The organism is Oceanicaulis sp., assembly GCF_965249665.1.
GTDB lineage: Bacteria > Pseudomonadota > Alphaproteobacteria > Caulobacterales > Maricaulaceae > Oceanicaulis.
Genome location: NZ_OZ252247.1, coordinates 2347283 through 2374245 on the forward strand (window position 1 = coordinate 2347283; position 26963 = coordinate 2374245).

A 26963-nucleotide genomic window follows, 5' to 3' on the forward strand; every position below is an offset into this window, starting at 1 on the left:
CTGGGGATACTAGCTCCCTAATGCGCGAGCGATGTCAGACAAACGGATCGGCCTCTTAACACGGTCGGGCCGCACAATGCGAGCGCATCGCGCTTATTTGTACGGGTTAGCCAAGGATAATGTCATGAAGCTGAGCACCAAGGGGCGTTATGCAGTGATGGCCATGGTCGATCTCGCCCAGGCCAGCCTAGAGCGTCCTGTGCCGCTGGGTGACATCGCCTCGCGCCAGGAAATTTCGCTCTCCTATCTTGAGCAATTGTTCGCAAAACTGCGCCGTGCGGGCGTCGTCAAGTCCGTGCGCGGCCCGGGCGGCGGTTACAAGTTGGGGCGGGGGCTGAATGAAACTCGCATCGCCGACATCATGCTGGCGGTTGAAGAGCCGGTGGACGTAACCCGGTGCCAGGGCAAGGCGGCGGGATGTCTGGAAAGCGGTCGCCGCTGCGTCACCCATGACCTGTGGGATGAGCTGAGCCGGCATATCCATCTGTTCCTCAGCGATGTGACCCTGGAAGACGTGCTGGAGCGCCGTGTAATGGGGCTGTCCATGGGGCGCCGTACGGCGGCGACTCTGGAGGCGGTGGCGGAGTGACGGTCTATCTCGATCATAACGCTACGGCGCCGATCCGGCCTGAAGCGCGTGACAGCGTGATCGAGGCCTTGGACACCGTCGGCAATCCGTCTTCGGTTCACGGGGCCGGACGAGCGGCGCGTGCGTGTATCGAAGCGGCGCGTAGCGTGATCGCAAAGGCGCTCTGTGCGCGGGTCGAAGACCTGGTCTTCACCTCGGGCGGGACCGAAGCGAACAATCTGGGTCTGAAGGCTGGCATCGCGGCTGGCGCGAACCGCGTGGTCATGTCCGCGATCGAGCATGAAGCCATAGGCGCTGCGGCGCAGACATTGGGCGTGCCCTGTGAAGTCTGGCCGGTGACCGCTGACGGAATTGCGGACATCCAATGGCTTCACGATCGCCTGCAACGGGCTGAACGAGAAAGCGAAACGCCAATCCTTTTCGCGCTTATGGCGGCCAATAACGAAACCGGCGTGATCCAGCCCTATGAACAGACGGGACGGATGATCCGCGAGGCAGGGCATCTCTATCACATTGACGCTGTCCAGATGCTGGGCAAGGCGAGCTTTGATTTTGCTGGCTCCATGGCTCATTTCGCCGCGCTGTCCTCTCACAAGGTCGGCGGCCCTCAAGGCGTCGGCGCACTGGCTGTGTCGTGCGAGGCGGGCGTCGCAGCGCAAATCATTGGCGGCGGTCAGGAAAAAGGCCGACGCGCGGGCACGGAAAACGTGGCTGGTATCGCTGGTTTCGGCGCGGCTGTCGGTGCAGCTGGATCTGAGGAAGAGCGTATCCGGATCAAGGGTTTGCGCGATGCTTTGCAAGCACGGCTTCAGGCGGGCGCTCCCGAATTGACGGTTTGGGGTGAGCGCGAGCCCCGGCTCGATAACACGCTGTGCCTGTCCGCGCCGGGCTGGCCCAGCGAGATCCAGGTCATCGCGCTTGATTTGAACGGTTTTGCCGTCAGCGCCGGATCGGCCTGCTCATCGGGCAAGGTGCGCAAGTCCAAAGTGCTGGAAGCCATGGGGGCGTCGTCTGCAGATGCGGAGAGCGCACTGCGCATCTCTTTAGGCTGGACGACGACTGAAGACGATATCGAGGCGTTCGCGAACGCCTGGCTGAGTGAATATGCCCGCCTGCGCCCTCGCGCGGCGGTCTGAGAGTAAAAAGGAAGCGGCTGATGCCTGCGGTCAAGGAAACCATCGAAGACGTCCGTCAGCTGGAATCTGACAAGTATAAGTACGGCTTCACCACCGAGATCGAGCAAGAGCGTGCGCCCAAGGGGCTGAGCGAAGACACTGTGCGCTTCATCTCGGCCAAGAAGGGCGAGCCGGACTGGCTGCTGGAATGGCGTCTTGAAGCGTTCAAACGCTGGACGCAGATGGCTGAGCCTGATTGGGCGAAGGTCGGTTATCCGCCCATCGACTATCAGGACGCGTACTATTACGCTGAGCCTAAAGACGCTAAAAAGTACAAAAGCTTGGATGATGTTCCTCAGGAGTTGCTAGACACCTACAAGAAGCTTGGCATTCCGCTGAAAGAGGCGGAAGTCCTCCTCGGCGTGGAGGGCGCGGACGCCAGCGCCGCCGATGCGCGCACAGAAGGCTCGCAGCGTAAGGTGGCCGTGGATGCGGTGTTTGACTCTGTCTCCGTGGTGACGACCTTCAAGGAAGAGCTGTCCAAAGCTGGCGTAATCTTCATGCCTATCTCTGAGGCGGTTCACGAATACCCCGAGCTTGTGAAGAAGTATCTCGGCTCGGTCGTGCCGGTGACGGACAATTTCTTCGCCACGCTCAACAGCGCGGTCTTCTCTGACGGCTCTTTCGTCTATGTGCCCAAGGGCGTGCGCTGCCCGATGGAGCTGTCGACCTACTTCCGGATCAACGCCGAAGGCACCGGCCAGTTCGAACGCACGCTGATTATAGCGGATGAGGGCGCCTATGTGTCCTATCTTGAAGGCTGCACCGCGCCCATGCGCGATGAAAACCAGCTGCACGCCGCCGTGGTGGAGCTCGTCGTGCTCGATGACGCCGAGATCAAATACTCCACAGTTCAGAACTGGTGGCCCGGCGACGCAGATGGCAAGGGCGGGGTCTATAACTTTGTCACCAAGCGCGCCGATTGCCGCGGACGGAACTCCAAGGTCAGCTGGACCCAGGTCGAGACGGGTTCCGCGATCACCTGGAAATATCCGTCCTGCGTGCTGAAGGGGGATAACAGCCAGGGTGAGTTTTATTCTATCGCCGTGACCAATGGCCGTCAGCAGGCCGATACCGGCACCAAGATGATCCATCTGGGTCGCAATACGAAGTCGCGCATCATTTCCAAAGGCATTTCGGCGGGCAAGTCCGACCAGACCTATCGCGGGCTTGTCTCCGTGCATGGCAAGGCCGAAGGGTCGCGCAACTTCACCCAGTGCGACAGCTTGCTGATCGGCGATACCTGCGGCGCACACACTGTGCCTTATATCGAGTGCAAGACGCCCAAGGCGACGCTGGAGCATGAGGCGACCACCTCCAAGCTCTCAGAAGAACAGCTCTTCTATGCGCGCCAGCGCGGACTTGATGAAGAAAGCGCTGTGGCGCTTCTCGTGAACGGCTTCTGCCGCGAAGTGCTGCAGGAGCTGCCCATGGAATTCGCCGTGGAAGCCCAGGCGCTCCTGAAAGTCTCGCTTGAGGGGAGTGTGGGTTAAGCGATGACGCAGTACTGGTTTGCACGCCGCCGCGCTGAAGATATCGGCAAGCCTGCCTTCAAGGGGCGGTTCTATCCTATCGCCTGGCAGGGCTGGGCTGTCGTGGGCGTCTTTCTGGGCGCGATGGCTCTGGGCGTACTGTTATGGATTGAGAGTGCGAGCGTTGGCGCCGGTCTGGTGATGAGCTTGGTCCCCTTTGTCATGCTGACGGCGTTTGGCGCGGGCATGATCATGCTGGCGACCGTCAGCAAGGGCGACCCGAACCATACCGTGGCGCAGTACCGCTCGGGTGAAGTCAGACAGGGTGGCGAGCATGGCTAGGCGTCTTTTAGCCATTGCCGCGCCCCTGACGCTTGCTCTTGCCGCGTCGGCCTGCGCCCCTCAGTCGACTGTTGATAAGGGCTTGCCCCTCTGTGACGGCGCTTTGGAGGAAGGCTGCGTCGCCGCGGTCAGCGATATGCTGGGGCTAACGTACGCGGCGCGCGAGGACGGCTATGATTTCACGCTGCTGGCGCTGGAAGACGGCGAAGCTCTGCAGAGCTTTGATGAAGAGCGTGGCAACGCCTTGTCTGGACCGTATCTCGAAGATCTTGATCAGGACGGCGATCCCGAACTGATCGTCCCGGACTTCACCGGCAATGTGAACACGGCCTATCGCATCCGGCAGCTGATTGACGGGCGTTTCGAGCCTGCGGGCGAGGTGAGTGGTCTGGGGCTTGAGCGCGATGAGGAAAGCGGCCTTCTGGGCATTTCCTCGCGCAGCTCGGCTGTCAGCTATGGCTACCACGCCTATGTGCTGTCTGACGACGGCCTCGTTCTGGTCTATGCGCTGGAAAGCGATCTGGCGGATCGCGCCTGTGTTTTGACCCCGGGCCCGGCGTTTGACGCTGCGGGACAGACTGCGGACGCCTTGCTGAGCGTCTGTGAGGCGGGCCTGTAAGACAAGATGACATGGCGCCCGCCATGCGGGGGGCGCCGAAGACGGATAAGGGTTCGAGCCGGCCTCCCTCTCATGCGCCGGTGCGACGATAAGGAAGACGACCATGTTGGTGATTGACGATCTCAAAGCGCGTGTGGATGCAGAAGACGGCGACGGCCGTGAAATTCTCAAAGGCGTGAGCCTTGAGGTCCCGGCTGGCGAGGTCCACGCGATCATGGGACCCAATGGCTGCGGCAAGTCCACGCTGTCTTATGTGCTGTCGGGCCGCGACGGCTACGAGATCACGGGCGGCTCGATGCGCTTTGAGGGTGAAGACCTGGCCGAGATGGAGCCTGAAGAGCGCGCCGCGGCGGGTGTTTTCCTGTCTTTCCAGTATCCGGTGGAAATCCCCGGCGTGCCTACCCTGACCTTTGTGAAGGAAGCGCTGAACGCTCAGAAGCGCTTGCGCGGCGAGGATGAAGTGCCGGCCCCGGCCTTCATGAAGCTGGCGCGCGAAGCCGCCGCTCAGCTGGGCATCAGCAATGACATGCTCAAGCGCCCGGTGAATGTCGGCTTTTCGGGCGGCGAGAAGAAGCGCATGGAGATTTTCCAGGCGCTGATGTTGCAGCCGAAATTCCTGATCCTTGATGAGACGGATTCAGGGCTCGACATCGACGCGCTGAAAGTCGTGGCGGACGGCGTGAACGCCCTGCGCAATGAAGAACGCGGCATGCTGGTGATCACCCACTATCAGCGCCTGCTCGATTACCTGAAACCGGACGTCGTCCATGTGATGGCGGCAGGCCGTATCCAAGAGACCGGCGGGCCTGAGCTGGCGCACAAGCTCGAAAAAGAAGGCTATGACAAATACGCAGGCGAGGCGGCGTAATGAGTGCAGCTTTCAAACTGACGGACATGGAAACGGCGTTGATCGGGCAACTGCCCGAAGACGCGCCCTTGCGCACGCTGCTGAGTGAACAGGGCCTGCCTCATCGCCGCGTGGAAGAGTGGAAATGGACTGATCTGCGTACGGTGGTGGGCAAGCTGCCCGCCGATCCGGGCGTACTCACCTTCACCATCTCGCGCGAGCCGGACGCCTGGGCCGAGCAGGACGAGGAGCCGGGCCTCCTGATGCCGCGTCTGGCTTCGGCTCTGGGCGAGGACATTCAGGTTTACACCCTGCAAGACGGCGAGCGTCTGGAGTTGGGCGTTGAAGCAAGCTCTGGCGTCTCCAACCAGCAGGTTCTGGTGCTTGTGCCTGAAGACGTGAAGGCGGAGCTGATTGAAAGCTACGCCGTGGAAGCGGGCGGTTTCGCCAATTTGACGCTCGTGATCGTCGTGATGCCGGGCGCGGTGCTGGACCGGGTCATCGAGCAGGATGCCTCGCCTGACGGCGCCCTGGTGGTGACGAGCCTTGTTGATCTGGCGCCGGGCGCGACATTGAACCAGACCACTTTGGGTTTTGGCGCCAAGCTGGCGCGGCTTGAAACCCATGTGAACCATGCGGGCGAGGGCGCCGAGCTGCGGCTCGACGGCGCCTATGTGCTGGGCGAAGGCCTGCATCTCGATCAGACTTCGGTCGTGCGCCATGTGGGTCCGAACGGCGTGACCCAGGAGCTCTTCAAAGGCGCGGCCGCGAAGGGCGGCAAGGGTGTGTTTCAGGGCAAGATCCATGTGGAGCAGGCGGCGCAAAAGACCGACGCCCAGATGCAGCATCGCGGTTTGTTGCTGGAGGACAAAGCCGAGATCGACGCCAAGCCCGAGCTGGAAATCTATGCCGACGACGTGGTCTGCGCTCATGGCAACGCCTTTGGCGCTCTGGATGAGGACGCCCTGTTTTACATGCGCCAGCGCGGCCTGCCGGATGGGAAAGCGCGCGCGCTCTTAACGCAAAGCTTTCTGGCCGAACCGATTGAACGGATACGCGACGACGATGACCGCGAGCGCCTGATGACGCGCTTGTTGGCGGCGCTGGAGGCGCTCTGATGTCTGCTGAACGCAAACCTGTCAGCGGTCTGGATGTGGCGCAAATCCGCGCCCAGTTCCCGATCCTCAGCCGTGAGGTGAACGGCAAGCCGCTGGTCTATCTCGACAGCGCCGCATCCGCGCAGAAGCCCGAAGCCGTGATCGAGGCGGTGGCCGATGTGTGGCGTCAATCCTACGCCAATGTGCACCGCGGGCTGCATACGCTGGCCAATGAGGCGACAGAAGCCTTTGAAGCGAGCCGGGGCAAGTTGGCGCGCTTTCTGGGGGCGGATCGCGCCGATCAGATCGTTTTCACGAAAGGGGCGACCGAAGCGATCAATCTGGTCGCGGACAGCTTTGGCGCCATGCTGGGTGAGGGCGATGAAATCATCCTCAGCCAGATGGAGCATCATTCCAACATTGTCCCCTGGCACTTCTTGCGGGAGCGCAAGGGCGTGGTGCTCAAATGGGCGCCGGTCACCGATGACGGCGCGCTCGATATGGCGGCGTTTGATGCGCTTGTGACCGAGCGCACCAAGCTGGTCGCCATCACCCATATGTCCAATGTGCTGGGCACCATTTCGCCGATCGAAACGATCGTGAAAAAGGCCCATGCCGTGGGCGCGGCGGTGCTGGTGGACGGCTCTCAGGGCGCGGTTCACATGCCAGTCGACGTCAAGGCGCTAGGCTGTGACTTCTACGTCGTGACGGGCCACAAGCTCTATGGCCCCAACGGCGCTGGCGCGCTCTATGCGGCGGGGGACTGGCTGGACCGGTTGCGCCCCTATCAGGGCGGCGGCGAGATGATCGCAGAAGTGCGTGAGGACGGCGTGGTCTACGCCGATGTGCCGCACAAGTTCGAAGCGGGCACGCCGGTGATCGCCGAGGTGATCGGGCTGGGCGCAGCGCTCGACTGGATGACGGCTCTCGATCGGATCGCCTTGATGGAGCATGAGCGCCAGCTTATGGACCGGTTCGAGGCAGGGCTCGCCGAGTTTGAGGGCGCGACCATATATGGCCGCACTCAGGACAAGGGCGCGATTACATCATTCAGTCTTGAGGGCGCGCACCCGCATGACCTGGCGCAGCTCATGGACAAATACGGCGTCGCGGTTCGCGCGGGCCATCACTGCGCCCACCCGCTGATGCAGCGCTTTGGCGTTCCAGGCACGCTACGCGCCAGCTTCGCCGCCTATAACACCGAGGCGGATGTGGATGCGGCGCTCGAGGCGTTGCGAAAAGCCAAGAGCTTTCTCATCTAGAGAGTATGACGAGCATGGATACTGACAACAAACGCTCTGAACGCGACATGATGGATCTGGGCGCCGCCCCGTCCATGACCCTGGACGCGCCAACTCCGGCTGAGCCGGAAACCTCAGCGGACGCCGCGTCGGATCACGATATTCCGCAAGAAGAGATCGAGCGCATCACCCATGATGTGATCGAGGCTCTGAAGACGGTGTTTGACCCGGAAATCCCGGTCGACATTTACGAGCTGGGCTTGATCTACCAGGTTGATCTGGAGCCCGACCATAGTCTGAAGGTCGAAATGACCCTGACGGCGCCGGGCTGCCCGGTGGCCGGTGAAATGCCGGGCTGGGTGCGCGATGCGTGTGAGACGGTCAAAGGGGTGGAGCGCGCCGACGTAACCTTGACCTTTGATCCGCCTTGGACGCCGGACCGCATGTCTGACGAAGCCAAGCTGACGCTGAACATGTTTTAAGGAGCCGATCATGGCCCGACACAGACCCAAAGCCGTCACCCTGACCGAAGCCGCCGCAGAGCGCGTCAAAAAACTGATGGCGGATCGCGACGCCGGCTTCTTGCGCGTCGGCGTCAAAAACGGCGGCTGCGCCGGCATGGAATACGTGATGGATTACGTATCAGAGCCGGATGCGCTGGACGAAAGGGTTGAGGATCAAGGCGTGGAGATTGTGGTGGATTCCAAATCCTTGCTCTTCATGCTGGGAGCGCAGATTGACTATGAAATCACGCCCTTGCACGCCAAATTCGTGTTCCGCAATCCTAACGAAACCGATGCCTGTGGTTGCGGTGAGAGTGTGACTCTGGCGCCCGCACAGCTCATCGAGTAGTTTGGGCCTGCATCCTTCACTTGCCTTTCAACGGGCAGCACGTCCACATGCCGATCCCAATAGAGGACTGGCGCTGTGAAATTGTATGTCTCTCCCACTTCGCCCTATGCACGGAAATGCCGGGCGCTGATCATCGAGAAAAGCCTCGAGCGCAAGATCGAAGTGATCGAGTGCGATCCGCGGAGTGATCCAGAAGATCTTTTGGCCATTAATCCGCTCGGCAAAGTGCCGGCGCTGGAGCGCGATGGCGCGCCGGCTCTGATGGATTCTCCGCTGATCTGCGAGTTCGTCGACAGTATGGATGAGGAGAACTGGATCCCGCGTCGCGGCGAGAGTCGGATCCTGGTCATGCGACAGCAGGCGCTGGCGGACGGGCTGATCGATCTGACCATCGGTCGCCGGATCGAGATGCAGCGTGACGCGGACAAGCAATGGGATTTCTGGTCAGAGCGATGGGAACGCGGCATCCGGCGGACTTTGGATGCGCTTAATGATGGCCGCGCGCAATATGAGCGATCGGTTGATTTGGGCGCCTTGAGCGTCGCTATCGCGCTTCATTATCTCGATCTGAGATTTGCGGAGCTGAACTGGCGGGAGCGTTATCCTGATCTGGCGGTGTTCGCTGCGCGATGGGATCAGCGCGCCAGTTTTGAACAGACCCGTCCGCCATCTGGCGCCTAGGCGCCAGCGCGTTTCAAACGGGATTCAGCGCGGGCGCCGCAGATCCAAGCCACGAGACCCATCAGGCTGTAGGCCATGCCGACATAGGGCGACAGGATTGTGGGCAGCACGAATGCGGAAACAATGATCACCACTGACAACGTCAGTACGCCGAGCGCAAATTCAACCTCATAGCGCGTGTAAACCCGTTCGCGCTCGTTCAGCCCAATATCGTCTGCATGGCGCAAGGCATGGGCGTAGAGCAGGGCGAACAGACCGAATACGGATGCGAAAAAGCCCCCGTAAATTAGGTACAGCCACTTGATCTGAGCATAGGCGAGAACGTCTCCCGGCGGCTGTTCCTGGGAGAATCCACCCGTGTAGAGGTTCACGACAAAGTCAGTCATGAACATGAGCGGGTAGATGTAAGCCAATAAAAGAAATAGCAAAACGGCGTTCAGCGTGCTCACCACCGAGTCTTGCAAGTCATACCGCCGAAAAAAGACGTGATGCGTTCGCCAGAGAAAAATGATCAGTCCAAAGCAAGCGGCCAGGGACAAGGCGTCTCGCCACAGCCCGGTGAGTTCTTCAAAGGATTGAGGAATGGATTGGGTGGCGGCGAGAGCGAGGACGAGCGCGAACACAATGTCGGACAAATTTTCAATGCGCGACACATCCATTCCGCGCCACTGAAAGTTCTTCTCGCCGTGCAATTTATATGACCGAGACATGCTCTGAACCTCGCCAGCTGTGGTGGCGCAGAGCATGCCTGAGTCAGGATGACAACAATAGCTGACAAATGTCAGGGCGCGGCTCAGGCGGCGGCGATACCCTGGCGGTTGGGCAATGAGTCGCCATCGACGGTGACCTTATTGCGGCCTTGCTGCTTGGATTTGTACAGATTGGCGTCGCAACGCTCGATCAGGCACTCCACCACTTCAGACGGTCTGAATTGTGACACACCCATGGAGATCGTGATATTGCCCAGATCTTCATTAGTGGATTTGCGCAAGAGGCGTTTGCTTTCAACAACCTGACGGATTTTCTCGGCGATCTCAGTGGCGTCCTGCAGCGAGGTGTTCGGCATGACAATCCCGAACTCTTCACCGCCATAGCGGGCCACCACATGATGCTCTGACGCATAGCGGGCCAGACATGCGGAGACAAAGCGGATGATCTGATCACCCGTCTGATGGCCCCAGGTGTCGTTGAAGCGTTTGAAATGGTCGATATCGCACAGCACCAGTGAGAACGGCGTGCCGTTCAGGTCTGCATCCCGGCGCGACTTGCGCATGGATTCGTCAAACCGTTTGCGATTGGCGATCCCGGTCAGTGCGTCCGTCATCGCTTCTTCGCGCACTTTTTCCAGATTGCTGCGCAGCTGATTGACTTCCTGGCTGGTCTCCTGGAGGCGGCGTTCCAGATCGCGGGACCGACGTTGCATCCGAGCTGTCGCCGCGACCAGGCCTTCAACCATCTGTTTGATTCCAGAGGCGTCTGTAACCTTGTCCAGGCGGCCCGTGGCGCCGGCGAGTTCCGCGCCATAGGCGGCGGTGTCGCGTTCAGCATCCTGCAGGGTTTGAACGACGGAACCCAGCTCACGGCTCATGGCGCCACCCGCATCCAGGACAGCGCTCTGGATGCGTTTGAAGCTGAAATGCGTGTCGTAGAGATCCTCTAGAAGTTCAGAGGACAAGGGCTCGTCCCGATCAATATGCCTTTGAATGACTGAGCATAATTCGGGAATTGTGTCAGATACATATGCTGTAAAGACCGCATAGTTATGCGGCGTGGGTACAAGTCCGAGACTCGCCATCAAATCCAGCGCCTTGCGCCCGATTTCGATCCCTTCAGCAGCGTGTGCACGACCGTTCAAAGCATACCCCTGACCTTAGACCGCTATTGAGCGGTTCTTGGCGGAAAGTATGTCCTGTGAATCAAAAGATCGGGTAAACGCAGACTATTTTTTGCCTAGGGAAAGGCGGGACGAAGCAAAAATTCTGGAACATGGTCGCCAAAACCAACCGGAGAGGCGTCCCGTTCATGACGGTCCTGTCGCGAAGACCGGTCCTGACGCGAGGCGCGCTGTGACCGCGAAGAACGCTCTCTGGGCGCCGGATGCTCTTTGGGCTGGGACTCTTCATGAGCGCGTGCTTCAATCGGGGCTTCCGCCATGGCGGGCGCGTCCTCAGACGCGGCTGCATCAGAGGTCTCGGAGGCGTCGGCCTTCGCTTTGCTGGCGTCGGCTTTGTTGCGCGAGCGCGTCCGACGACGAGGCTTGGGCTTGTCGTCGCTGGCAGCTTCAGATGAGACAGGGTTTGCAGAGGGCGTGCCGGACGCTTGTTTGGCCGCGCCGTCAAGCTTGAGCTCTTCAGGTTCCTTGCCGATCAGCTTGACGACCTTGGCGAGCGCCTTGGCGTCTTCAGCCGAGACCAGGGTCACTGCTTCGCCTTTCAGGCCGGCGCGACCGGTGCGTCCGATACGGTGGACGTAATCATCGGCATTGCGCGGAATGTCCACATTGAAAACGTGGCTCACCGCCGGAATGTCCAGGCCTCGAGCGGCGACATCAGAGGCGACCAGCAGACGCAGATCGCCAGACTTGAAATCGGCGAGGGTCTTCATCCGCTGGCTCTGGTCCAGATCGCCGTGGATCGGTGCAGCTGAGAAGCCGTGACGTTGCAGCGAGCGGGCGACAATATCCACATCGCGCTTGCGATTGCAGAAGATGATGCCGTTTTTCACGCCGTCACGATTGATCGCAGCGCGCAGAGCTTCGCGCTTGGTGCGCGCCTGATTGTCCGACACCCGCAGAATGTACTGGGTGATGGTTTCAGCGGTCTGGGCCGGGCGCGTCACTTCAACCCGCTCGGGATCACGCAGGAATGTGTCGACCAGCTTTTTGATTTCCGCCGGCATGGTGGCTGAGAAAAACAGAGTCTGACGACGCGGCGGCAGCAGTTTGAGAATGCGTTCGATATCGGGAATGAATCCCATGTCCAGCATGCGGTCGGCTTCGTCGATAACGAGGATTTCGACGCCGGTCAGCAACAGGCCGCCGCGTTCGAAATGGTCCAGAAGCCGTCCCGGCGTGGCGATCAGGATGTCGGCGCCCTGATCGAGAATGCGCTTTTGCGGCTCAAACGAGACGCCGCCAATCAGGAGCGCCATGTTGAGCTTGTGGTTCTTGGCGTACAGCTTGACGTTATCGGCCACCTGCGCCGCCAGCTCGCGCGTCGGCGCCAGCACCAGAGAGCGCGGCATGCGAGCGCGGGCGCGGCCGCGCGACAGGCGCTCGATCATGGGCAAGGTGAAGGATGCGGTTTTGCCTGTGCCGGTCTGAGCGATGCCCAGCACGTCGCGTCCGGTGAGCGCTACGGGAATAGCGCCCGCCTGGATCGGGGTGGGCTTTTCGTAACCAGCGTCAGCAATAGCTGAAAGGAGTGCGGGGCTCAGCCCGAGGTCTTCAAACGTCATGCGCCTCTGAAGTCGCTTAATCGGCCAAGATCGGGGTCGATCTCGTCATACCGGCGCCGATCACTCCGGCGCATCTGCGTGGCGCGAACATAAAAGGCCGGCGCGCGCTGTCAACGCGGCCGACCCTTTTCTGTGACTAAATCGCCCTAGTGTGGTGTTTTAGGGACGCGATTTAGTGCTCATAGGCGTAGGCGTGATCATCCGCCACCTGGGCGTAGCGGTCCCGCAGACGTGTCTGACGGGTCTCAAGGCTTTGAGTTTCGCCGTTGATGATCACATGAGTCGGCGCGCTCATGACCTCGAGCGGATCACCATCCCAGACCACGACATCCGCCACATATCCCGTCGCCAGCGCGCCATACTGGTCGCCGACGCCGTAGATTTCAGCCGGTGTCAGGGTGATCGCCCGGAAAGCGTCAGCCCAGTCCGCCCCGTGCGCGACAGCGATGCCGGCGTGTTGGGCCAGGAGGCGCGGGTTGAAGTACAGATCCGACCCCACCGTGGTATAGGCCAGCTGGACGCCCGCGGCATGCATGATCGCCGCGCCTTCATTGGTGGAGGCGAGGGTGTCAAAGCTGTCGGGCAGGTTGCGCATGGGGTCATAGATGACCGGAATGTCCGCCGCCGCCAGCTCATCGGCCACCAGATGCGCTTCCGCGCCGCCGGCGATGATGATGTTGAAGGCGGGGTATTGGGCGGCGAAGGTGATCGCGCGGCGGATATCCGCCGCCCGGTCCATGATCATCACCAGCGGGATCTCCCCCCGCACAGCGCTCACCAGGGCGGCCGCGTCATAGCGGTCAATGGCGTCGCCCTCATGGTGCGACATGTAACGTCCCGGGTAGAACCGGGCGTCTTCGATGGCGGCGCGCAGAAAGGCCCAGGCCGCCGTGCGTGATCCGCCAGCCGTGCGAGCGCCCGACTGGGACATGTCCACCAGCATGAACCGGCGCGTGGCGAACAGGCTGTCCGGCTCGCCGCTGGCGTCCGCCAGCGCCCCGCGACCGGCCAGGATGGCCGAACCGGTGTTGGGGTGAACCGCAAACCGGGTCAAACCTTCGATACGGGCGGAATCAATATGCGTGCCGGACGGGTTGAAGCCGTCCGCCACATCGATCGCTGCGGTGAAGCTCGACTCGTCCGCCGCATCGTCATGGGTGGAGGGCTCGGCGCCCACCTCGATCAGTCCCAGCTGGGTGTGCGGGTGGAACAGGCCCGGCGTGATCCAGCCGCCCTGGGCGTCGATGACGGTCACGGACTCATCTTGAAATTCGCCGGACTCGCCGACGGATACGATGACGCCGTCACGAACGACCACTGCGCCGTTCTCAATCACGCCTAGGCTGGTATTGGTCACCACGCGGCCATTGTGGATCAGTGTCGTTTGTGCGCTGGCGGGGGCCATGACGGCGGCGGCCAGCATTAAGGATGTCAGGAGCTTTTTCATTAGTAGTCTCCTTCACCGGGCTGACCCAGCATGAAGTCGCGAATGGTGCGACGTTCGGGATCAGCGCGGTCGTACATGAGGGCGCCGTCAATATAGACAGTGTCCGCCAGCGCGTAGCTGGAGAAGGGATGACCTGACCACAGCACGATATCGGCGCGTTTGCCTTCCTCGATGGATCCGGTCTCTTCAAAAATACCAAGCGCACGGGCCGGCGCCGAAGTGAACCAGCTCACCGCCTCCGCGTCTGTGATGTCCAGGCCCATCCGGCGACCATCAGAGAGCGCCTTGGCGACTTCGTGATTGAGACGCTGTATCCCCAGATCACTGTCGGAGTGGATCATGGCGCACGCGCCGCCGGCATGGGTGAGCGGCAGGTTCTCGCGTATGGAGTCATAGGCTTCCATTTTGAAGCCGCCCCAGTCCGCCCAGACCGCCGCACAGGTGTTGTGCTCGGCCAGGATGTCAGGAATTTTGTAGGCCTCGACGGCGTGGTGGAAGGTTGTGACCTGATAGCCGAACTCGTCGGCCATATCGAGGATCTGCACCATTTCGTCCGCGCGATAGCAGTGCATCTGCACCAGGATCTCGCCGTCCAGCACGCCCATCAGGGTGTCCAGCTCGAGATTGCGGGTGGGCGGATTGGCGTCTTCACCGTTTTCAGCTGCGTCCCAATAGGCGTTCCAGGACCGGCGATACTCCGTCGCGCGCTGCCAGGCCTCACGATAGCCCGCCACATTGCCCATGCGTGAGCCCGGCGCCTGGCCGCGATTGCCGTAAACGCGCTTGGGGTTTTCGCCACACGCCATTTTGAGCGTGTAGGGCGCATCGGGGAATTTCATGCCTTGCGCCGAGCGAGACGGCACATTGCGCAGGGTGACGCCGCGTCCGCCAAAGAGGTTTGCGGACCCCGGAAGGATATGCAGCGTCGTCACGCCTGCCGCTAGGGCCGTATCAAAACCGGGATCTTGCGGCCAGATGGCGTGCTCGGCCCAAACTTCAGCCGTGACCGGGCTCGTAACTTCATTGCCGTCTGAATGCGCATTCACAGACGGCGAAGGGTACACGCCCAGATGCGAGTGAATATCGACCACGCCGGGCGTGATAAAGCGGCCCTGTGCGTCGATCACACTCGCGCCGTCAGGCGCTTGCAGTCCCTGGCCGATTGCGGCGATGCGACCGTTCTCGATCAGGATGTCGGTATTATCCAGCTCCCCGCCGACGCCGTCAAACACGGTTGCGCCTGTGATCAGGGTGACGCCGGACGGAATGGGTTCATAGGTGCTGGGATATGGGTTGGCGTCAAAGCGGACGACGTCGACATCGCCGCTGGATCCTGAACCGGATCCGGTTTCAGACGAGCACGCGGCGAGGCCGAAAGCGGACAAAGCCGCAATCGACGCGCCTAGCGCTTTGAGTGTTCTGTGCACAGAAGTCTCCCCTTATTGTCGCGTCATTGGCGAGACGCGGATCGCGTAGGGGCGCAGACTGGCTCAATTCCACGGGCTGAGGGAAGAGGTTACTTGATAACGTCAGCTGGGGGCGGAAGCGCGTTTTCCTTGTAAAAGCGCCAGTTTGGTCCTGTCTTCGCCTTGATGCCTCCGTACCCGGGATGCAAGTGAGGAGGAGAGTAGAGACATGAACGCACTCGTATGCCGTCTGGGCGTGCTTATCGCGCTTGGATTCAGCGGTTCTGCGCTGGCGCAGTCTGAAGTCGAACTTGATCGTGCGCCACATGCTGAAGAGATTGGCGACCGGCAGGTCAGCTTCATGGCGCGCGATCTGGAGACCGGCACGGATTATGTGCTGGAGGCAAGCGCGGTTGATGAGCGCCGCACGCCCTGGTCGACCTTCAAAATTCCCAATTTGATCATCGCGCTCGAGAGCGGCGTGGCGGAGAGCCTGGAGATGGACCTGGTGTGGGATCCCACACGTCGTCCTGCCTCCGACTTTTGGCCGCAAGACTGGCGGCGGGATCAAACCGTGCGAACCGCGTTTGAGCGCTCCGCCGCCTGGGCCTTTCGCGACCTGGCGGTCGAGATCGGAACACAGACCTATCGTGAGACGCTATCGGACTGGGCGTATGGCGATGCTGATGTCGCGGACGGCTCGGACCTGTTCTGGCTCGATCACACGCTTGAGGTTTCGCCAGCCGAACAGGTCAGCTTTCTCGACCGTCTCCTGAGCCGCGAGCTGGACGTCAGCGAAACCAGCCTTGAAGCGTTGGAAGAGGTCTCATTCGCCGGTGACCGTGCGGACGGCGCGCTGCACGGCAAGACCGGTTCCGGACCTGTTGACCTGGGCAATATGCAGGGCCGGTTCGAGGGTTGGTATGTGGGCTATCTGGTCCGACAGGACCGCGCCCCCATCGTCTTTGCGCTGCATGCAGAAGCACTCAGTTACGGCGGCATTCGCACCTTCAGGCGCGAGATGGCGGAACGTCTGCTCAGCGATGTGACGGCACAAATTGACTGATTAGAACGTGTGGACGTCTGTGCTCAGACGTCCACGTCTTCCACAAAGGGGGCATTGTCCTGAATGAACTGAAAGCGCAGCTCTGGCTTCTTGCCCATCAGGGTTTCCACCAGCGCGTCTGCGCTTTCGCGCATTTCTGGCGTCACCACCACACGAGCCAGTGAACGGCTTTCGGGAAGCATGGTGGTGGATTTGAGCTGAGGCGGGGTCATCTCGCCCAGACCTTTAAACCGGCCCACCTCGACCTTGCCCTTCTTGAAGGCGGTCTCCAGCAGGTGATCCTTTTCTGCGTCATCCTGAGCGTAGAGTGTCTTGCCGCCCTGGGTCAGGCGATAGAGCGGCGGCTGCGCCATGAACAGGCGACCAGATTCAATGAGCCCGGGAAGGAATTTGTAAAAGAAGGTCGCGAGCAAGGCCGCGATATGGGCGCCGTCCACATCGGCGTCACACATGATGATCACGCGCTCATAGCGCAGATCCTCAAGATCAAACTTCTTGCCGGGCTGTACGCCCAGGGCCAATAGCAGGTCAGAGATTTCCTGGTTTGCTGCGATCTTGTCGGCGGTGGCGGAAGCGACGTTCAGGATCTTGCCGCGCAGGGGCAGGATGGCCTGGGTCTTCCGGTCGCGCGCCTGCTTGGCCGATCCGCCTGCAGAATCGCCCTCCACCAGGAAGAGCTCGGCGCCGTCTGCTGAGTTTTGCGAACAGTCGGCCAGTTTGCCCGGCAGGCGCAGTTTGCGCGTCGCAGACTGGCGTTTGACTTCTTTTTCGCGCTTGCGCTTGAGACGATCCTCGGCGCGCTCCACCGCCCATTCCACCAGACGGGCCGCGTCTTTGGGACGACCGGCGAGCCAGTGATCAAACTGGTCGCGTATGGCCTGTTCCACAAGGCGCCCGGCCTCGGCGGTCGAAAGACGGTCCTTGGTCTGGCCCTGAAATTCAGGGTCCTTGATAAAGACCGACACCAGAATGCCCGCGCCGCCCATGACGTCGTCGGCGGTGATCTGGGCGGCTTTTTTCACATTGGCCAGCTCGCCATAGGCACGCAGCCCTTTGGATAGCGCCGCGCGCAGACCTTGTTCATGGGTTCCGCCCATGGGTGTGGGAACGGTGTTGCAATAGCTCTGGCAAAAGCTGTCATCGGGGCCGAAGCCGTTTTCGGAAAAGGCGACCGCCCATTCCACGGCGCCCATGCGGCCGTCTCGCTCCACGCGTCCTGAGAACTGCTCGGTGACGAGCGCGGAAGTCGGCGTCAGCTCGGTCAGCCGGTCGGCGAGGCCGCCCGGGAAGGCGAGGGTGGTCTCGGCTGGAATTTCGGTGCCTTCGACCAGAGTTTCGGGACATTTCCAGCGAATCTGAACGCCGCGGCGCAAGAAGGCCTTGGCGCGCGCCATGTTGAAAATGCGCGGCGCTTTCAAGACGGCGCGCGGCCCGAATATCTCGGCATCGGGTTTGAACCGGACTGTGGTGCCACGGCGATTGGGGGCGGCGCCGACTCTTTCCACCGGGCCTTGCGGTAAGCCACGCACGTAAATCTGACGCCATAGCGTCTTGTCGCGCGCGACTTCCACCTCGACCCGTTCAGACAACGCGTTGACCACAGAAATGCCGACGCCATGCAGGCCGCCGGCGGTCTGGTACGCCTTGTCAGAGAACTTGCCGCCCGCGTGGAGCGTGGTCATCACCACTTCGAGCGCGGATTTGTCGGGAAATTTCGGGTGCGGATCGACCGGAATGCCGCGGCCATTATCGCTGACCGAGACAAAGCCGTCTTCGTCCATGATGACTTCGATACGGTCGGCATGACCCGCCACCGCTTCGTCCATGGAGTTGTCGAGTATTTCTGCGAACAGATGGTGCAGCGCGCGCTCATCCGTGCCGCCGATATACATGCCTGGGCGTTTGCGGACCGGCTCCAGCCCTTCCAGCACTTCGATGGAGGAGGCGTCATACCCCTTGTTCTCAGCGGACGCTGCAGGCGGCGGGCTGGCGGGTTTGGGAGCGGGCTTTAACGCCGGCTTCTGTGCTGCCGCTACAGGCTCTTGCGAAGGCGCACTGGGCGGCTCTGAAGGCTGTTGTGACTTGGGCGCAGGCGCAGGCGCCGTCTCGCGCGGGGCGGACGGCGTCGCGGGCCCTTTGGGCGCCGACGGAGCGGAAAACAGATCGTCTTGCGAATCATCAGCCATCACAGCGTAATCTGCCCTAGCGTCGGCCCATCGTGTAGTGGGGGACGCAGCCCGGGCCGCATTGCCATGTGGAAAGTCGATCATGACGCCTATCACCGATCTGGACGTGTTATTGCGCCAATTGAGCCCAAGGCTTGATCCTGAGCGCTACGCCTATGCCGCACTGCCAAGCTCGCAGCCGCTAGGCGCGTTAACGCCCATCGCGATCTTTGAAGAGTCGGAGGGGCGTTCGGTGATTGCGCCGCTCACGCGGCTCAAAGACCAAGGGATCGAACCTGTCTTCATCTGCCGCCGCATCACCCTGGACGTAAACTCGGCGCTGCAGGCCGTGGGATTGACGGCGGCGGTCAGTCAGGCGCTGGCTGAGGCAGGGGTGAGCGCGAACATCGTCGCTGCGCTACACCATGACCATGTGTTTGTGCCAGAGGAGCGAGCGGACGACGCACTGTGTGTGCTCAAGAAGCTTTCAGACCGGGGCAGGGCCTAGAAGAACGGGATCAGCCTGCGCCCAAGCCGTCGTTCGCAACGGCTGATCTGTCGATCATAGCGCGCCGCATCGGTCTGGACGGTGCGCGCGGCGCGCAACAGCCAGTCCTTGCTGCGATAGGTGCGCCGGTTATACCCGCCATGCCCCTCATGATAGGCGAGATAAAGCGAATACGGGTCATCGAGAGAAATCCCCGACAGGCGTTGGGATTTGTTGGCGTACCAGCCGATGAAATCCACCGCATCGCCAAAATCGTTCCGGTCCGCGCCGCGCCGTCCCGTGTCTTCGCGATACCAGTCCCAGGTGCCGTCCAGAGCCTGAGCGTAGCCAAAAGCCGAAGAGGGGCGCGCGCCGGGAATGACCCCCAGCAGACGCCGCCGCGCCGGGCGCGCGTTGCGGTTGAAACTTGATTCTTTTTTCAAAAAAGCGAGCTGGGTTCCAGGCGAAACACCCCAGCGGCGCTCGGTGCGCTGCAGGTCGCGCCACCAGCTGCGATTGTCTTCCAGGATCAGGCAGGCGTCATGGACCTGGTCAGGCGGCCCGGAGGCGCAACCCGACAGCAGTACAAGGCCCAGAACGCCGATGATGAGTGACCTGATGACCATGAGTACAGTCTCGCCGGACACGGTTAACCGGCGATGAAACACGCCCGCAGCTTCAGCGAGGATCACCTGAGCGAAGTGATGGTCCCATGAGGCCCGAACCGACCCGGTTCGCAAGGCCAAAGGCCGCCCGCAGCTTCAGTGAGGATCAGCTGAGCGAAGCGATGGTCATAAAAAAGGGTCGGCGCGCCTGCGTCGCACGCGCCGACCCGTGTCTTCGCCGTCAATGCATGGGGTCAGGACAGGAAGACCAATCAAGCTCTACCAGATTCCCCTGTGACGTGCAAACGGCCTATGTGTGGTTGTTGCCTAGAAGGTCAGGCGAATGACCAGCCGGGCCACATGGCGAACAAAATCGTCCCGAATATCGGCGTCGTAGGCAAAGGTGAACGTCGAGTAGTTGGACCCGGCGCTTAATCCGAAGCCGACAAGTGCGCCGGAATTGGAGAGCTGTTGGGAGCGCAGGGTGAAGGGATTGCCGTCCTGGCCGAACTGCGCAGTGGTCTCACCGCCCGAGCTTGAGAATTCACCGCGATAACCGACGCGGATTGACGGCGCCCACCAGGACATGTCGGTTCCGAAGTGGCGCGCCAGCGATACCGTACCCGATCCCAAGAGGATCGAGGAATCGCGGTCATCCACAGTCAGCGCAAGGTCGCTGACCGCATCCGCATTGCTGCCAGAGGTAGCCTCGGTATAGCCGCTTTCAAACAAGGACAGATAAGTCACGGACGCTTCAGGACGCAGCACCCACGCGCCAAAGGCGAAATCGCGACCGGCCTGCACGCTTGCGGTGGCGTGCCAGCCGCTCCAGTCGGCGCTGGTCAGAGCGCTGAAATCACCAATTCGGATTTCACGGTCGATTTCAAAGTAATCATAACCGATGCCGATATTGCCCGAGACATCAAACCCGCCAAGATCCATCGCGGCATAGCCGCCGATCTGACCGGTCAGAGACACCATGGGCTGATCAAAGCCGTGTGTTTCTTCGATCTCGCTGGCGGCGCCCACAAGTTGAACGCCGACGGCGTAGAACGGACCCACTGGACGATCCAGGCCGACGGCGAGGCCGACGCCCTGACCGCGATAGCCGGGGCCGAGAGCGGAGCCGGAGCGGTCAGCATAATAACCAAACTCTTGAATCCAGACGCCTGCCAGATTGTCGGGCGCAAGACGTGCATTGCTCAAGCGGCCCTGAAGCGCGCCGGCCGCCGCATCATTTGAGGCGAGGGCGAACTGGATGGCGCTGGCGGCGTATTCAGGCAGCAGCTGATCGTACGCGCCATAGAACTGCTCAGCGCTACGCAGGCTCGCAAAGGCTGCGCCCAGGCTTTCAATGGTTTCGAAAGCGGCGAGGGCTTCGTCATAGGCCGCCGCCTGGTTGGCGTGCATGCCCAGTTCATCGGCGGTCTTGAGCGCAAGCGTCAGAACGATCTTGTTCTGGTCTGTGCTGGAACGCTCCAGCGACGCGTTGTAGAGGAAGGGAGACCCTGAGGTGGTCAGCGTGCCAGCTTCATCCGCCAGCGTCAGATCGCCTGCGGAGACGATCTCGAACACGCCGCCTTCGCCGATCATGTTATCAAGTCCGACAGACAGCGAAGAGCCTTCTTCAAAAGTGACCGAGCCGGACGCGTTCAGAAAGGCGTTGGAACGGTCAGCAGTGTCGATGGTGACTTCCAAGACGCCGCCATTGCGGAAAATCGCGTCGCGCAATGCTAGCGCATCCGTGCCCGTCAGGCCGATCTGGCCATTGGTGACGTCCACAACCAGATCACCGTCCGCATCGGTCAAAGCGCCGTTCAGCGTGGAGTTGTCGATGATCAGGACATCAGCGCCCAGACCGAAGGAAATGTCGCCGTTTACTGCGCCGGCCATGAGTTCGACACGGTCGTCGCCATCGCCCAGCAAAATGTCGCCATTGATGGCAGGCGCGGCCAACGCTTCCCCGTCATCATCAAAGCCTTGCTCCTGGATGATGCTGAGCCCGCCATGATTATTGCGCGCGTCAATGGCGATGAGGTCAATGTCGTCTGTGGAAAATGCGTCGTCGATATTGCTGACGAATGTCGAGATATTGCCCGTATTGCGAATTTCTTCAAGACTATCGTCGTTTGAGCGGATGGCAGTAGCGCTCAAGCCTCCGCCGGTCAGTGAAGCCGAAATGACGCCGGTCTCATTAAGAATTTTGCGGATTTGCGAGTTCTCATCGAGATCAATAGCGATGGCTTCAGCCGTGCCATACGCATCGTCGGCGAAGCCGTCTTCGGCATGTCCCAAACCAGACACAGCCTGTATCGAGCCGGTATTGTTCAACGTCTCTGCCTGGGCGCCTTCGCCAAAGCGCATTGCGACGGCGCGCCCGTCAAAAGTGGTGGCCGTGACCCGGCCCACATTTGACAGCCCCCCCGCGCCCAAGATCACGGAACGCAGGACGCCATTATCGTTGCGACCAACAACGAGGAACGCTGTGACGTCTTTGCCGTCGAATACGCCGCCACTGTTGATTGAACCCTCATTGACCACGCCATAGCCTAGCGCGTCGCGATCGTCGTCATCATCGATCCGATCGCTGGTGAAATCGTCGGGCAAGGTGACTTCGCCAATGACAAGATCGCCGGCGCCCGTGTCATCGGGTCGGATTTCCAGTGCTGCACCGCCCCCCGTGAACGCTTGGATGCTCCCGCCGGAGGATACAAAGACGCCATCAGTTACGGACCCTGCAATCAGAAACGCGGAGCCGGAATCAAGATTGTCCGCGACATCTCCGCGTTCAGCAGCTTCCGCCTCGCTTTCAAACAAGGCCATGAGCGTTTCATTGTAACGGGTTGAGGTGCGGTAGCCTGAGGCTTGAATAGTCCCGGTCGCACGGATGCCGCCGCCGACATCTCCTTCAATGGCGACACCTTCTCCGCCTGGAGACACAGATGTGACGATGCTTATTTCTACGTCACCGCTGACATCTCCTTCCAAAGAGACGCCGCGACTGTCTTCGCCAGTGACGCTGATTGTGCCTTGAGAGAGAAAATCGCCGTTAATATCAGTGACCGCTCTCACGCCGAAACTGTTCTGGCCCTGCACAATAACAGAACCCGTGCCGGTGATGTTCACAGTCCCGGTGACGGCGGCCTGATTGTCAAGCGGATTGAAATCGGCGTCGACAGCCCCGATCAGAATGCCGGTCTTGTTCTGGTCCTGAGCGAAGGGACCGTCAGCTTCTTGATCCGGATCATCTTCCTGTCCGTCACCATCTGAGTCGATCAGATCGTCGGTGCCGCTGTCCACTCCCGTATCCGTGTCATTGAGCAGGATGCGACCATTATGAACGAAATTGCTGTCTACGCCTGGATCCATCTGAACGCCGACCGCGCCGTCTACATTGACGGCTTCGCCGTCGGAGTCGCGGTCATTGATCCGGATGACCGAACCATTGTTCGTGGTCAGGTCATTGTTGGAATTGACGTGCACGGCGGGCCCCGGAACGCCTATCAACGTCACGCGTCCGTTCGCGCCAATGACGATGTCATCGGCGTTGCCGGACCCGTCTGCATCAGCAGTCTGGACCGGTTCGGTGCGTTCGTCATTGATCGTGACTTGCGCCCAGGATGGCGACGCGATGAGGGCGGTCAGGGAAACGGCGGCGAAAAGGCTGCGGCGCATGCGTCGGTCTCCGGTCAGGCGCAGGTTCACAACTTGTGAACCAAACGTGCGTCATCCCGTCTTTCTAGCCCATGGTTTTGCGCACGTCGACCATTGCAAGCCCGCGCGCCGCAGCCATTTTTCGCGCTTTCCCTGAAACCGCTTCCCAAATGAGAACGGCCGCCCCGGAGATATCCGGGGCGGCCGATTGCCGCGAAGTGTAAGCCTGAGCCTAGACTTTGTAATACAGGTCGAACTCAACCGGGTGCGGATGATGCTCAATACGGGTGACCTCTTCCATCTTCAGATCGATATAGGCGTCGATCTGGTCATCATCCATGACGCCGCCCTTCTTGAGAAAGTCGCGATCTGCGTCGAGTGATTCCAGCGCCTGGCGCAGGGACGAGCAAACGGTCGGGATATCCTGGAGCTCTTCGGCCGGCAGGTCGTAGAGGTCCTTGTCCATCGCGTCGCCGGGATGGATCTGGTTTTCGATACCGTCCAGGCCCGCCATCAGCAATGAGGCGAAGGTCAGATACGGGTTGCCCGCCGGATCAGGGAAACGGGTTTCCAGACGCTTGCCCTTTGCGGACGGCACATGCGGGATGCGGATGGACGCCGAACGGTTGCGCGCCGAATAGGCGAGCAGAACCGGCGCTTCAAAGCCCGGCACGAGACGTTTGTAGGAATTCGTCGAGGCGTTGGCGAACGCGTTGATGGCGCGGGCATGCTTGATGATGCCGCCGATATAATACAGGCAGGTGTCGGACAGGCCGGCGTATTTATCCCCTGCGAACAGCGGATTGCCGTCTTTCCAGATCGACTGGTGCACGTGCATGCCAGAGCCGTTGTCGTTATGGACGGGCTTGGGCATGAAGGTCGCGGTTTTTCCGTAAACGGCGGCGACATTGTGCACGATGTATTTATAGGTCTGCATGCGGTCGGCCATCTCGGTGAGGGTGGAGAATTTCATCCCCAGCTCATGCTGCGACGGCGCCACTTCGTGGTGATGTTTTTCTGGCTGCAGGCCCAGCTCTTTCATCACCGACAGCATTTCAGAGCGCATGTCCTGTAGCGAATCGATCGGCGGGACCGGGAAATATCCGCCCTTCGGGCCAGGGCGGTGGGCGAGATTGCCGCCGTCCATTTTGACGCCGGAATTGTAAGGGCCTTCATCGGAATCCAGCGCGTAAAAGGTGTTGTTCTGCGCGGTGGACCAGCGCACATCGTCAAACACGAAGAATTCGGCTTCCGGACCGAAGAACGCCTTGTCGCCTATGCCGGAGGCGGCGAGAAAATTCTCGGCTTTTTTCGCCGTGGTGCGCGGATCGCGATTATAGGCTTCGCCTGAATCCGGCTCCAGAATGTCACAGACGATGGACAGGGTGGTTTGCTGGAAAAACGGGTCGATATACGCACTGCTTGTATCGGGCATCAGAACCATGTCGGACTCGTTGATGGCCTTCCAGCCGCCAATGGAAGAGCCGTCAAACATGGAGCCTTCTTCAAAGAAGTCCTCATCCACCATGTCCACGTCGAAGGTGACATGTTGCAGCTTGCCGCGCGGGTCGGTGAACCGCAGATCGACGAACTCGACGTCTTCGTCCTTGATTTGCTTGAGAATCTTTTCAGCAGACATGGTTAGGTCCTTATGGCTGGCTTTGGGTGCTGGCGGGCGTTGTCTTGCGGGGGTCAGATGGCGTCGTCATCAGTCTCGCCGGTGCGGATGCGGATCGCGCCTTCCACTGGGAGAATGAAGATCTTGCCGTCGCCGATGCGCCCGGTCTGGGCGGCGGTCTGGATCGCTTCGATGGCGGCTTCGACGCGGTCATCGGGAATGACCAGTTCGATTTTGATCTTGGGCAGAAAGTCCACGACATATTCTGCACCGCGATACAGCTCGGTATGCCCTTTTTGGCGTCCGAAGCCCTTGGCTTCTGTAACGGTCAGGCCTTGCAGTCCGATCTCTTGCAGGGCTTCCTTTACGTCGTCCAGCTTAAACGGCTTTATGATCGCTTCGATTTTTTTCATTCGGGGCCTCCGCTCGCCAGACGGACGCTAGCCCACGTGTCCAACGCTGCAAGCCGGAGCCACGTACAGGGGTGCGTATACTCCTTGTTGCTCGATTATGAGGCGCGGATGCTCGATACTAATGCGAATTGCAAGGATGTCTTTGATCATGTCTGAGCAGCCCCATGCCATCCTGACCACTTCCGCGATGGGAGAGGCGGATTCCTATGCGGTTTTGCACGGGGTGTCGGGCCAGGTGTTGATGAAAAATGCGGGGGAGGCCGCCGCCCACACCATCACGCAAAACTGGGCGCCGCGTGAGGCGGCGGTGCTTTGCGGGCCAGGCAATAATGGTGGCGATGGCTGGATCATCGCCCAGTGCTTACGCGATAAGGGCTGGCCGGTCCGCGTTTTCACGCTCGCGCACGTTTCAGGCCTCAGCGGAGACGCCGCTTGGGCTGCGTCGGGCTGGAGCGGACCTGTTCACCCGCTAAGCGCCTGCCGTCTGAGCGATCACGGCTTGATCGTTGACGCCTTGTTCGGCGCAGGACTGAGTCGGCCCCTAGAGGGGGAAGCCGCACGGTTGGCGCAAGAGAGCCAAGGCTATGCTGGCGTATGTGTGGCTGTGGATACGCCCAGCGGCCTGTCAGGCGATAGGGCTGCGGGGCAGGGGCCAGTCTTTCGTGCGGACCTGACCGTCACCTTCCATCGCTTCAAGCCTGCGCATCTGTTGTCGCCGGGACGTGCGCTATGCGGGAAGGTCGTCTTGTGCGGCATTGGGATACCCGACGGTTGGAGCCAACAGGCCGCTCCTTGTGCGACGCTCAACCATCCCGATCTGTGGCGCGTGCCGGGCGCGTCAGTTGATCAAGATGCGCACAAGCACAGCCGGGGGCGGCTCTGTGTTTTGGCGGGCGGGCGCGGCGCGACCGGTGCGGCGCGTCTGGCGGCTCGCGCGGGTCAGATTGGCGGCGCCGGTTTTGTCACTGTCCTGTCCGGGCAGGGCGCGCTCAACGAGATCGCGTCCTCCTCTGAAAGCCTTGTAGCGCGACAGTATGAGGCTGACGCACCGTTCAGCGACGTGCTCGAACATCACCGGGCCAGCGCGGCTGTTATCGGTCCGGGAGCCGGGATCAGCGCGCGTCTGAAAGCGCAAGTGCGCTCAGCTTGTGATCTTAAAATCCCCCTTGTGCTCGACGCTGATGCACTCAGCGTCTTTGAGGATGTGCCGGAAGCTTTGTTTGAGCGCCTTCATGAGACCTGCGTTCTGACCCCGCATGGCGGAGAATTCGCACGGCTCTTTCCCGACCTCACTGAGGCGGCGCATGCAGGCAACAAAATTGAGCGCACAAGAGAAGCCTCCCGGCGCTGTGGGGCAGTGGTGGTGTTCAAGGGCGCGGATACGGTGATCGCTGCGCCAGATGGCTCGGCTTGGGTCAATGTGCACGCCAGCGCGCGTCTGGCGACGGCGGGTACGGGCGATGTCCTGGCCGGGCTGATCGGCGCTTTTCTGGCCCAGGGCGCACCGGCGCAGGAGGCGGCCTGCGCGGCGGTCTATATACATGGCGATGCAGGACGGCGCCTGGGGCCGGGCGGTACGGCGGACACGGTGCTTACGCAATTACCCCAAGCGCTTGACGCTGTTTCACAGGCGCAATTTCGCAAGGCGGCTCTGCAGCGATTGAACCCACACATGGTGTAGCAAGCGGGCGCGCAGACGCGTATAGCTCATTCACGACTTTCCCAGAGCAG

Annotated in this window: 24 protein-coding genes; 14 read left to right on the forward strand and 10 right to left on the reverse strand. The window is 61.0% G+C overall.

The window, feature by feature from the left end; translation table 11 throughout:
* Window positions 1-124: 124 nt before the first annotated feature.
* From ACP154_RS11290 to ACP154_RS11340, 11 genes are all read left to right on the forward strand, one after another.
* On the forward strand, window positions 125-589 hold the full coding sequence (locus ACP154_RS11290) for an Rrf2 family transcriptional regulator (RefSeq protein WP_107713061.1): 465 nt from the start codon (window positions 125-127) through the stop codon (window positions 587-589).
* A complete protein-coding gene (locus ACP154_RS11295; RefSeq protein ID WP_421859139.1) occupies window positions 586-1725 on the forward strand; it encodes a cysteine desulfurase family protein in 1140 nt (379 codons plus the stop codon). The genes ACP154_RS11290 and ACP154_RS11295 overlap by 4 nt, the downstream gene beginning before the upstream one ends.
* Window positions 1726-1745: 20 nt before the next feature.
* Entirely contained in the window at window positions 1746-3257 is a 1512-nt protein-coding gene (gene sufB / locus ACP154_RS11300; RefSeq protein ID WP_421859137.1) for a Fe-S cluster assembly protein SufB, read from the forward strand.
* Window positions 3258-3260: 3 nt separating this feature from the next.
* A complete protein-coding gene (locus ACP154_RS11305) occupies window positions 3261-3578 on the forward strand; it encodes a hypothetical protein (protein ID WP_421859135.1) in 318 nt (105 codons plus the stop codon).
* A 136-nt stretch (window positions 3579-3714) separates the two neighbouring features.
* The gene (locus tag ACP154_RS11310) at window positions 3715-4197 is read left to right on the forward strand and encodes a hypothetical protein (RefSeq protein WP_421859133.1); all 483 of its coding nucleotides are present in this window, start codon (window positions 3715-3717) and stop codon (window positions 4195-4197) included.
* Between the two features lie 103 nt (window positions 4198-4300).
* On the forward strand, window positions 4301-5065 hold the full coding sequence (sufC, locus tag ACP154_RS11315) for a Fe-S cluster assembly ATPase SufC (RefSeq protein WP_421859131.1): 765 nt from the start codon (window positions 4301-4303) through the stop codon (window positions 5063-5065).
* Window positions 5065-6162: a SufD family Fe-S cluster assembly protein gene (locus ACP154_RS11320; RefSeq protein ID WP_421859129.1), complete on the forward strand. Its 1098-nt coding sequence runs from the start codon at window positions 5065-5067 to the stop codon at window positions 6160-6162. The genes sufC and ACP154_RS11320 overlap by 1 nt, the downstream gene beginning before the upstream one ends.
* A complete protein-coding gene (locus ACP154_RS11325) occupies window positions 6162-7403 on the forward strand; it encodes an aminotransferase class V-fold PLP-dependent enzyme (protein WP_421859126.1) in 1242 nt (413 codons plus the stop codon). The genes ACP154_RS11320 and ACP154_RS11325 overlap by 1 nt, the downstream gene beginning before the upstream one ends.
* A gap of 14 nt (window positions 7404-7417) precedes the next feature.
* A complete protein-coding gene (locus ACP154_RS11330; protein ID WP_107713069.1) occupies window positions 7418-7864 on the forward strand; it encodes an SUF system Fe-S cluster assembly protein in 447 nt (148 codons plus the stop codon).
* A gap of 10 nt (window positions 7865-7874) precedes the next feature.
* The gene (locus ACP154_RS11335; RefSeq protein WP_107713070.1) at window positions 7875-8234 is read left to right on the forward strand and encodes an iron-sulfur cluster assembly accessory protein; all 360 of its coding nucleotides are present in this window, start codon (window positions 7875-7877) and stop codon (window positions 8232-8234) included.
* A gap of 75 nt (window positions 8235-8309) precedes the next feature.
* Window positions 8310-8915: a glutathione S-transferase gene (locus ACP154_RS11340; protein ID WP_421859123.1), complete on the forward strand. Its 606-nt coding sequence runs from the start codon at window positions 8310-8312 to the stop codon at window positions 8913-8915.
* Here the strand turns inward: ACP154_RS11340 and ACP154_RS11345 are convergent.
* The 5 genes from ACP154_RS11345 to ACP154_RS11365 all read right to left on the reverse strand — a co-directional run bounded on the left by ACP154_RS11345 (window position 8912) and on the right by ACP154_RS11365 (window position 15245).
* On the reverse strand, window positions 8912-9661 hold the full coding sequence (locus tag ACP154_RS11345) for a TMEM175 family protein (RefSeq protein ID WP_421859120.1): 750 nt from the start codon (window positions 9659-9661) through the stop codon (window positions 8912-8914). The two genes, ACP154_RS11340 and ACP154_RS11345, sit on opposite strands and share 4 nt — an antisense overlap.
* A gap of 47 nt (window positions 9662-9708) precedes the next feature.
* Entirely contained in the window at window positions 9709-10770 is a 1062-nt protein-coding gene (locus ACP154_RS11350) for a GGDEF domain-containing protein (RefSeq protein ID WP_421859116.1), read from the reverse strand.
* A gap of 95 nt (window positions 10771-10865) precedes the next feature.
* Entirely contained in the window at window positions 10866-12371 is a 1506-nt protein-coding gene (locus ACP154_RS11355) for a DEAD/DEAH box helicase (RefSeq protein ID WP_421859113.1), read from the reverse strand.
* A 172-nt stretch (window positions 12372-12543) separates the two neighbouring features.
* A complete protein-coding gene (locus ACP154_RS11360; protein ID WP_421859111.1) occupies window positions 12544-13818 on the reverse strand; it encodes an amidohydrolase family protein in 1275 nt (424 codons plus the stop codon).
* Window positions 13818-15245 carry an amidohydrolase gene (locus tag ACP154_RS11365; RefSeq protein WP_421859108.1) on the reverse strand — a complete coding sequence of 476 codons (1428 nt, stop codon included), beginning with the start codon at window positions 15243-15245 and terminating at the stop codon, window positions 13818-13820. Before ACP154_RS11365 ends, ACP154_RS11360 begins: the two co-directional genes overlap by 1 nt.
* A 208-nt stretch (window positions 15246-15453) precedes the next feature.
* Here ACP154_RS11365 and ACP154_RS11370 point away from each other — a divergent pair, with 208 nt between their 5' ends.
* A complete protein-coding gene (locus ACP154_RS11370; protein ID WP_421859105.1) occupies window positions 15454-16290 on the forward strand; it encodes a penicillin-binding transpeptidase domain-containing protein in 837 nt (278 codons plus the stop codon).
* A gap of 23 nt (window positions 16291-16313) precedes the next feature.
* On the opposite strand, the gene parE is transcribed toward ACP154_RS11370, so the two are convergent.
* Complete coding sequence (gene parE, locus ACP154_RS11375; protein ID WP_421859103.1) at window positions 16314-18476, reverse strand: DNA topoisomerase IV subunit B; 2163 nt, start codon at window positions 18474-18476, stop codon at window positions 16314-16316.
* Between the two features lie 82 nt (window positions 18477-18558).
* On the opposite strand from parE, the gene ACP154_RS11380 reads away from it, so the two are divergent.
* Window positions 18559-18963 carry an ACT domain-containing protein gene (locus ACP154_RS11380; RefSeq protein WP_421859101.1) on the forward strand — a complete coding sequence of 135 codons (405 nt, stop codon included), beginning with the start codon at window positions 18559-18561 and terminating at the stop codon, window positions 18961-18963.
* Here ACP154_RS11380 and ACP154_RS11385 read toward each other — a convergent pair.
* The 4 genes from ACP154_RS11385 to ACP154_RS11400 all read right to left on the reverse strand — a co-directional run bounded on the left by ACP154_RS11385 (window position 18960) and on the right by ACP154_RS11400 (window position 25232).
* Window positions 18960-19634, reverse strand: a complete 675-nt coding sequence (locus ACP154_RS11385; RefSeq protein WP_424993785.1) for a hypothetical protein — start codon at window positions 19632-19634, stop codon at window positions 18960-18962. The genes ACP154_RS11380 and ACP154_RS11385 overlap by 4 nt on opposite strands.
* 240 nt (window positions 19635-19874) lie before the next feature.
* Window positions 19875-23222, reverse strand: coding sequence for an autotransporter outer membrane beta-barrel domain-containing protein (locus ACP154_RS11390; RefSeq protein WP_421859098.1), 3348 nt, complete (start codon window positions 23220-23222; stop codon window positions 19875-19877).
* 211 nt (window positions 23223-23433) lie between these two features.
* The gene (gene glnA, locus ACP154_RS11395; RefSeq protein ID WP_107713079.1) at window positions 23434-24840 is read right to left on the reverse strand and encodes a type I glutamate--ammonia ligase; all 1407 of its coding nucleotides are present in this window, start codon (window positions 24838-24840) and stop codon (window positions 23434-23436) included.
* Between the two features lie 53 nt (window positions 24841-24893).
* Window positions 24894-25232 (reverse strand): P-II family nitrogen regulator, encoded by a 339-nt coding sequence (locus ACP154_RS11400; protein ID WP_107713080.1) that lies wholly within the window; start codon window positions 25230-25232, stop codon window positions 24894-24896.
* Between the two features lie 148 nt (window positions 25233-25380).
* On the opposite strand from ACP154_RS11400, the gene ACP154_RS11405 reads away from it, so the two are divergent.
* Window positions 25381-26913 carry an NAD(P)H-hydrate dehydratase gene (locus tag ACP154_RS11405; protein WP_421859095.1) on the forward strand — a complete coding sequence of 511 codons (1533 nt, stop codon included), beginning with the start codon at window positions 25381-25383 and terminating at the stop codon, window positions 26911-26913.
* Window positions 26914-26963: the final 50 nt, after the last annotated feature.

What these genes read in the sequence shown, in the direction of transcription:
- ACP154_RS11390 (WP_421859098.1), bottom strand. Translation starts at nt 23,222, where the DNA reads ATGCGCCGCAGCCTTTTCGCCGCCGTTTCCCTGACCGCCCTCATCGCG.
- ACP154_RS11380 (WP_421859101.1), top strand. Translation starts at nt 18,559, where the DNA reads ATGACGCCTATCACCGATCTGGACGTGTTATTGCGCCAATTGAGCCCA.
- ACP154_RS11345 (WP_421859120.1), bottom strand. Translation starts at nt 9,661, where the DNA reads ATGCTCTGCGCCACCACAGCTGGCGAGGTTCAGAGCATGTCTCGGTCA.
- ACP154_RS11370 (WP_421859105.1), top strand. Translation starts at nt 15,454, where the DNA reads ATGAACGCACTCGTATGCCGTCTGGGCGTGCTTATCGCGCTTGGATTC.
- sufB (WP_421859137.1), top strand. Translation starts at nt 1,746, where the DNA reads ATGCCTGCGGTCAAGGAAACCATCGAAGACGTCCGTCAGCTGGAATCT.
- ACP154_RS11310 (WP_421859133.1), top strand. Translation starts at nt 3,715, where the DNA reads ATGCTGGGGCTAACGTACGCGGCGCGCGAGGACGGCTATGATTTCACG.
- ACP154_RS11335 (WP_107713070.1), top strand. Translation starts at nt 7,875, where the DNA reads ATGGCCCGACACAGACCCAAAGCCGTCACCCTGACCGAAGCCGCCGCA.
- ACP154_RS11355 (WP_421859113.1), bottom strand. Translation starts at nt 12,371, where the DNA reads ATGACGTTTGAAGACCTCGGGCTGAGCCCCGCACTCCTTTCAGCTATT.
- glnA (WP_107713079.1), bottom strand. Translation starts at nt 24,840, where the DNA reads ATGTCTGCTGAAAAGATTCTCAAGCAAATCAAGGACGAAGACGTCGAG.
- ACP154_RS11290 (WP_107713061.1), top strand. Translation starts at nt 125, where the DNA reads ATGAAGCTGAGCACCAAGGGGCGTTATGCAGTGATGGCCATGGTCGAT.
- ACP154_RS11320 (WP_421859129.1), top strand. Translation starts at nt 5,065, where the DNA reads ATGAGTGCAGCTTTCAAACTGACGGACATGGAAACGGCGTTGATCGGG.
- ACP154_RS11325 (WP_421859126.1), top strand. Translation starts at nt 6,162, where the DNA reads ATGTCTGCTGAACGCAAACCTGTCAGCGGTCTGGATGTGGCGCAAATC.
- ACP154_RS11405 (WP_421859095.1), top strand. Translation starts at nt 25,381, where the DNA reads ATGTCTGAGCAGCCCCATGCCATCCTGACCACTTCCGCGATGGGAGAG.
- ACP154_RS11305 (WP_421859135.1), top strand. Translation starts at nt 3,261, where the DNA reads ATGACGCAGTACTGGTTTGCACGCCGCCGCGCTGAAGATATCGGCAAG.
- parE (WP_421859103.1), bottom strand. Translation starts at nt 18,476, where the DNA reads ATGGCTGATGATTCGCAAGACGATCTGTTTTCCGCTCCGTCGGCGCCC.
- ACP154_RS11330 (WP_107713069.1), top strand. Translation starts at nt 7,418, where the DNA reads ATGGATACTGACAACAAACGCTCTGAACGCGACATGATGGATCTGGGC.
- ACP154_RS11360 (WP_421859111.1), bottom strand. Translation starts at nt 13,818, where the DNA reads ATGAAAAAGCTCCTGACATCCTTAATGCTGGCCGCCGCCGTCATGGCC.
- ACP154_RS11400 (WP_107713080.1), bottom strand. Translation starts at nt 25,232, where the DNA reads ATGAAAAAAATCGAAGCGATCATAAAGCCGTTTAAGCTGGACGACGTA.
- sufC (WP_421859131.1), top strand. Translation starts at nt 4,301, where the DNA reads ATGTTGGTGATTGACGATCTCAAAGCGCGTGTGGATGCAGAAGACGGC.